The organism is Martelella sp. UBA3392 (genome assembly GCF_002358775.1).
In the GTDB taxonomy this organism is placed as follows: domain Bacteria; phylum Pseudomonadota; class Alphaproteobacteria; order Rhizobiales; family Rhizobiaceae; genus Martelella; species Martelella mediterranea.
In genome coordinates this window covers 1-5,865 of sequence record NZ_DEPM01000261.1, presented here as the reverse complement: position 1 = coordinate 5,865, position 5,865 = coordinate 1, and the positions used below count along the sequence as shown (strand labels likewise).

The 5,865-nt window shown below is 63.1% G+C and carries 6 protein-coding genes; 2 read left to right on the top strand and 4 right to left on the bottom strand.

Annotated elements, in window-relative coordinates; genetic code table 11:
* Positions 1-17 precede the first annotated feature (17 nt).
* From B4E36_RS20380 to B4E36_RS20365, 4 genes are all read right to left on the bottom strand, one after another.
* Positions 18-746, bottom strand: coding sequence for a Crp/Fnr family transcriptional regulator (locus B4E36_RS20380; protein WP_292055624.1), 729 nt, complete (start codon positions 744-746; stop codon positions 18-20).
* 63 nt (positions 747-809) lie between these two features.
* Positions 810-1,175: a DUF5368 domain-containing protein gene (locus B4E36_RS20375; protein WP_292055625.1), complete on the bottom strand. Its 366-nt coding sequence runs from the start codon at positions 1,173-1,175 to the stop codon at positions 810-812.
* Positions 1,176-1,187: 12 nt separating this feature from the next.
* Positions 1,188-2,489 (bottom strand): NAD(P)/FAD-dependent oxidoreductase, encoded by a 1,302-nt coding sequence (locus B4E36_RS20370; protein WP_292055626.1) that lies wholly within the window; start codon positions 2,487-2,489, stop codon positions 1,188-1,190.
* Between the two features lie 385 nt (positions 2,490-2,874).
* Positions 2,875-3,738 (bottom strand): MurR/RpiR family transcriptional regulator, encoded by an 864-nt coding sequence (locus B4E36_RS20365; protein WP_292055627.1) that lies wholly within the window; start codon positions 3,736-3,738, stop codon positions 2,875-2,877.
* Positions 3,739-4,022: 284 nt separating this feature from the next.
* On the opposite strand from B4E36_RS20365, the gene B4E36_RS20360 reads away from it, so the two are divergent.
* Entirely contained in the window at positions 4,023-4,988 is a 966-nt protein-coding gene (locus tag B4E36_RS20360; protein WP_292055628.1) for a Bug family tripartite tricarboxylate transporter substrate binding protein, read from the top strand.
* A partial coding sequence (locus tag B4E36_RS20355) for a BMP family ABC transporter substrate-binding protein (protein ID WP_345900752.1) occupies positions 4,988-5,865 on the top strand: 878 nt, incomplete at its 3' end. The genes B4E36_RS20360 and B4E36_RS20355, both read left to right, overlap by 1 nt.

Sequence of the window (5,865 nt, the reverse complement as noted above, 5' to 3'; positions counted from 1 at the left end):
CAGGTCCGCGAAATGCTCTATTGCGGTCTGCGCAGAAAGATTTCCTTACGGAGCCGCGTGAGGTCAACCCCGGCAAAGTCGCTCAGGGCGTTCAGATCGTTGAGGGAAATCTCCTGATTGTCGAAATTCGTGATCAGCCCGTTGCGCGCGAACCGGCGCATGGTGCGGCACACATGCACGTTGCTGAGGCCGGTGAATTCTCCGATCTTGTGCTGGTTCATGGGCAGGCGGAATCGCCCGTTCCGGGTCAGGCCGATCTGCTCCAGCCGGACATAAAGCTCCAGCAGCGTATAGGCTACGCGGCACGCACCGCTTCGTCCCATTCGCAACAGGAGTTCGGACATGCGGGCCTGTGTCGTCACGAGCAACGCCGTGAACAGCCGGCGCAGCTCGGCGTGTTCCGGGCCCGGGCCATTGACGTGCTCGAGCGGTACGGCGAGGTAGCTGATATCGGTCAGCGCCTCGACAGTGAAGGCAGCGACGGGGGCGACCTCCGCGCCGACCAGCGCAAAATCACCGGGCAGCATCACGTCGATGATCTGTACCTCGCCTTCGGGCATTGTCTTGGAAAGGGCCGCCCAGCCGTCCAACAGCAACATCGAATGGGCGGCGTAGTCGGACTCCTGCACGACGGTGCGACCCTTGACGGCCCGTCTTACGGCCTGTTTCGGGCGCAGCGCGGCATAAGCATCGACCGCCGAGCAAGGGGCGGCATGCGACGTCTGCAAGGTTACGTTGATCTGCATGGCGAATTCCCTCCATGGCGGATGCCTGCTTGCGGCTTCCTCCTGCGTGATCCTGGCTTGTTCTCACTTGCCCTCGTTCGTGGTCCGGTCGGAGCCGATGAGCGCTTCGACGGTGTATACGAGGATCGCCATACCGATGGCGCCGGCCGCGGCCACGCCCAGCAGGACGATGACGTCTATCGGCCCGCCCATGTCGGACAGGCGCGAATGGGTCATGACCATCAGAAACCAGACCGCGGCGATGGCGCCGACCGGCATGGAAAGCTGCGCCAGCAGGAATTTTTTCCAACTGACCGAGCGGTCGCGAACGAGAACGTAGAAATAGGCCAGCGTAACGATCGCCGCAGCGGCGACCATGGCCCAGAACACGCCCCGGCCGAAAATCTCCTCGAGAACGGCGATCAGTGTCGAGAGCGTCATGTCTTTCATGTCCGATCCTCCTCAGGCCTGTCCGCGCAACATTGCATTGTAAGTCGCCTTCAGCGCAACCTCTTTCATCAGCCAACTGATCCAGAGTTCCTCCAGCGGGGCGATGATGCCGGGAAAAGAGGGCGTCAGGTTGTTGCGGTAGTCGAACTCGACCAGCATGGCCCGGCCGATCCGGGTAATCAGCGGGCAGGAGGTGTAGCCGTTATAGCTCGCGGTGCCCTCGCGGCCTTCGATGGCGGCGACGAGATGATCCTCGACCACCGGGACCTGCCACTTCACGCTCGCCGCGGTCTTGCCCTTGGGCACGCCCGCCACGTCGCCAAGCGCGAAGATGTCCGGGTAGCGCAAATGGCGCAGGGTGTGCATGTCGACCTCGACCCAGCCCTGGTCGGTCCATTTGTCGGACCAGGACAGGCCCGACTGGCGAATGAAGTCCGGCGCGCGCTGCGGCGGGATGACGTGGATATAGTCGTAATCGATTTCCTCGTTACCGTCGCCGGTGGCGAAGGTCGCGCGTTTCGCTCCGGCGTCCACCGCCGTCAACGTGCGCTGCATGATCGTGTTGATGCCGCGGTCCTCGAACAGCATCCGCACCTTCTCGGCCACGATCGGCACGCCGAAGAGGGAGGATTGCGGCGCGACGTAGATCATGTTCATCTTGCCGGTATTGCCCGCCCGGCGGGCGATATCGTCGATCAGGAAGGTGTGCTTGAGCGGCGCGCCGGCGCATTTCATCTCGGTCGCGGGCCGCGTGAATATCCCGATGCCGCCTTCCTCGGTGAATTTCCGAGCCGCCTGCCAGGTGCGCGCGGCCTGTTCCGGCCCGCCATAAAGCCCGCCGATGCTGTTCTCGCCGATCATGTCCACGGAAAAGCCTTCGATTGCGCCGTAATCCAGAACCAGGCCGGGGGCGAGCACCAGCCAGTCATAATCGATGGTCCGCCCGCTTTCCGTCGAGACCGTCCTGGCCTCGGCATCCACGGCGGCGACCTTTTCCCTGATCCAGTCTATTCCCTTGGGCAACCAGCGGCTTTCGTCCGATGTGACGTAAGAGGCCGGCTTCAGCCCGGTTGCCACCAGCGTGAGGCCGGGTTGATAAAGATGCGTGGTGCGCGGATCGATGATCGTGATCCGGGCGCCCGCGAGCCGTTCGCTCAGCCGGTTGGCCAACGCCGTGCCGGCGGCCCCGGCTCCGACGATGACGATCCGGGCCGAGGTCGACACCTGCGCCCTGGCTGGCTTTGCCTCCGTCACCGGCAGCGCGGCCGCAGCGCCGCCGAGCGCTGCCAGACCGAGGAATTCCCTGCGTTTCATCCGATCTCTCCTCCTCATCAGATACACACCGTGGTCGGAACGGCGGTCCCGGACCTTGCGTCCGCGCAACGGAAGTCGGCCTGCTGTCCGGTTCTGCCGCATGGTGCGAAACAGACCATCTTCTGCATTCAATCTACATTGAAGTCGGCGGTCTAAAATTGACCGTGATCAAGGCGGGACACGTTGCGGTCGCGCCGGATCGGGTTTGCAGCCGGGCACCGGGCCGCCAAAGACCGATTGCCTGCTTCCGGTTTCGTGCCTGCCAGAAGAGCGGTTTTTCTTGTGGCAACGCAGGCGCCCTCGTCCCACGCCCCGAAGGCCTGCGTATCGACGACCCCGATGTCGCCTTCGCGCTCGGCGGGGCGCCCGGCTGATCTCTGCCAGCCTACTCGTACTGCGCCAGCTTTTCGTTGACCGCGTCGACTCTTCTTAGCCGATCGCGGCCTGTGCGCCCGGCCTTCAGCGTCGCGCGCACCACGATCTGGTGGCAGAGCGCCAGCACGGCCGCATGGTTGAATTGCGGCCCGTCGGAATGGATCCGGCAGGGAAAATGCCAGTGGGAGGCGGGATGGCGGGCCATGGTCTCATCCGAGATCAAGGCAAGGCGTGCACCGCTTTCCGCAATCGTATCCAGCAATTGCCGCGTGCCGGCAACGCGGCGGCGCAGCGTGATGGCGATCACTAGGTCGCCTTCCTCGATCCGGGCCACATGCTCGCCCAGCGTTTCGCCGCCTTGCGGGAAAACCGAGACCTCGCCGACGATCTTGGTCAGTTGCCAGTAGATGTAATGGGCAAAGGACTGGCTGATGCGCTGGCCGGTGATCCAGACCTTTCGGCTATCGACCACGGCAGCGGCGAGCGCTTCCAGCTCGCTCGGATCGAGATTGGCGAAGGTCCAGTCGAGATTGTCCTTGTCCTCGCGCATGTCGAGGGCCAGCGCTGCGGCATTCGCCTCCGGCTCGGCATGGGCGAAGAACACGCGCGAGCCGGTCTGGCGCTCATCGCGCACCGCCTTTTTCGCCTGGTCGTAGCTGGCAAAGCCGAGCTTGCGAATAAAGCGCGAAACGGTCGCCTTCGAGACATCGCAAAGCCGGGCCAGCTCCTGCGCGTCATAACTGCCGAGCTCGCCGGGAAAATCCAGCAGGAACTCACCCAGCCGACGCTCGGCGGGGCTCAACTGCGGCAACACGCGCTGCACGCGGGTGAGAAAGGGAGCGTCGTCGGCAGGGTTTTGAAATTCTGATTTCATAATTCTCATTAAAGATTGCACTGCGAAAAATGCAAGCAGCGCGTTTTCGAAATCATGATTTCAGTGCGGCATTTTGTAAACGGCCGCGGGAAAGTGCCGTATCTGCGGGCTTTTTGCTGCTTCAAGTGCTCAAGGAAAATTCAAATTGCCTAAATAATAACCAATTGTGATATATGCCTATTTTTTGCTTGCGTGATTTCTGAAACTGTAGTTTCTTTTATTGGAACTTGAATTTCGTTAATGCATTCGCCCTGACCCACGACAGCAGAAACTGGAGTCCCGACATGCCGGCCCGTCCGCTGAAATCCCTGATCCTCGCCGCCACCGCCCTTGCTACGCTCGCGCCCGCGGCACTTGCCGCGGAATATCCCGACCGGCCCGTTCGTATCCTGGTGTCCTTCCCGCCGGGTGGTTCGAGCGACCTCGTCGCCCGCCTTCTCGCCGAAAAGCTCGGGGCCGCGCTTGGCCAGCAATTCGTTGTCGAGAACAAGCCGGGCGCTGCCGGCACGGTCGCCGCAACCGAGTTGAAGAATGCCGACAATGACGGCTACACGCTGATGCTATCCAACCTGACGCCCTTCAATGTCGCGCCGACCAGCTTCCCGGATACGCCCTATGATCCGGTCGAAGACTTCACCCATATCGGCTATATCGGCGCCGTTCATCTCGGCATGTTCGTCTCGCCCGAGCTTGAGACGCCGGATATGGCCGCCTTTGTCGAAAAGGCAAAGGCCGAGCCCGGCATGCTGGACTACGGCTCCTCCGGCGTCGGCTCGTGGGGCCATGTCGTGGCCGTTGCCTTCGAGAACGAGGCAGGCGTCGAACTTTCGCACATCCCCTACAAGGGCTCCGGCCCGATGCGGCTCGATTTCCGCGCGAACGTTATTCCGGTGATCTTCGATGCCGTGCCGCAGAACCTGCCGGCCGTTGAGGAGGGGACAGCGCTCCCGCTCGCCGTCTCCTCGCCCGAACGGCTCGAAACCCTGCCCGATACCCCCACCTTCACCGAACTCGGCTATGATATCGTCGCGGAGAACTGGCTCGGTATTTCCGGTCCGTCCGGCGTCGACCCCGAGGTCGTCTCCACGCTTCAGGACGCGCTCGACACGGCGCTCGCCTCCGATGATGTCGTCGCCCAGTTCGACACATGGGGTATTGTCGGCGGCAAGATGACGAGCGAAGAATTCACAGACTATGTCGCGGAAGGCGTTGCCGAATGGGCTCCGCTCGTCAAGCAGGCGAACCAGTGATGCGCATCAGGCCGCTTGCAGCGGAGCAACCCGACTTGCCGCAGATCGCCGTCGTCGTCATCGGCGAGGCGGAGGATGCGGGCTTCAATGCCAGCGGTCTTGCCGGCGCGCGCCATGCGGCGCGTGCGGGCAAGGGCCGGATCAGCATTGTCGACGGGCTTGCCTATGACACGGCCGAAATCCTCGAAAGCCTCGGCGGAATACTGCCGGATTTCGACGGGCTGGTTTTCATTGGCGGGCAGGGTGATCGGGTCATGCCTGTGCTCGCGCTCGACTGGGCGGAAAAGTCCTTCGCCATCGTCCAGGGCCACGCCCATGCGGAAAATCTGGCAAGCTATGATGTCGCGCAGGAGCATTCGGCCTATCTTGCCGGATGCCTGGCGGCGCTGATGACGAAGACCGGCACGGTCGGCCATCTTTCCGGTCACCGCGTCCGACCGGGCCTGAAGGGCCGCGCCGCCTTCGTGCAGGGCGTGATGGAGACCGATCCCGCCGTCCACGTTCTCACGGCCTTTTGCGGCTCGCAGGACGATAATGCGATCACCTGGCGCTGGGCCGATGCCGAGATCAAGGCCGGCGCCGACATCATCTTCACCATGCTGAACGGCGCCAGACAGGGCGCGATCGAGGCCTGCCGGGCCGCCGACGCGCTGCAGATCGGCAATGCGCTCGACTGGACGGCGCTGGCGCCGGATGTGTTTGTCGCCTCGGCACTGGCGCGGATCGATCTTGGCGTGGAGCGTGCCATTGCCGATGTCGCGACGGGAAGGCTGCCACGGGCACCGGTCATTTTGGGTCTTTCGGAAGGCGATTATGCTTCGCTTGCGCTCGGCGCGGATGTTCCTGATGCCGTCGCCGAACGGGTCGCTACCGCCGC

Bases quoted from the DNA above. Each gene is read 5' to 3' on its own strand.
- B4E36_RS20370 (WP_292055626.1), bottom strand. From the start codon at position 2,489: ATGAAACGCAGGGAATTCCTCGGTCTGGCAGCGCTCGGCGGCGCTGCG.
- B4E36_RS20380 (WP_292055624.1), bottom strand. From the start codon at position 746: ATGCAGATCAACGTAACCTTGCAGACGTCGCATGCCGCCCCTTGCTCG.
- B4E36_RS20365 (WP_292055627.1), bottom strand. From the start codon at position 3,738: ATGAAATCAGAATTTCAAAACCCTGCCGACGACGCTCCCTTTCTCACC.
- B4E36_RS20375 (WP_292055625.1), bottom strand. From the start codon at position 1,175: ATGAAAGACATGACGCTCTCGACACTGATCGCCGTTCTCGAGGAGATT.
- B4E36_RS20360 (WP_292055628.1), top strand. From the start codon at position 4,023: ATGCCGGCCCGTCCGCTGAAATCCCTGATCCTCGCCGCCACCGCCCTT.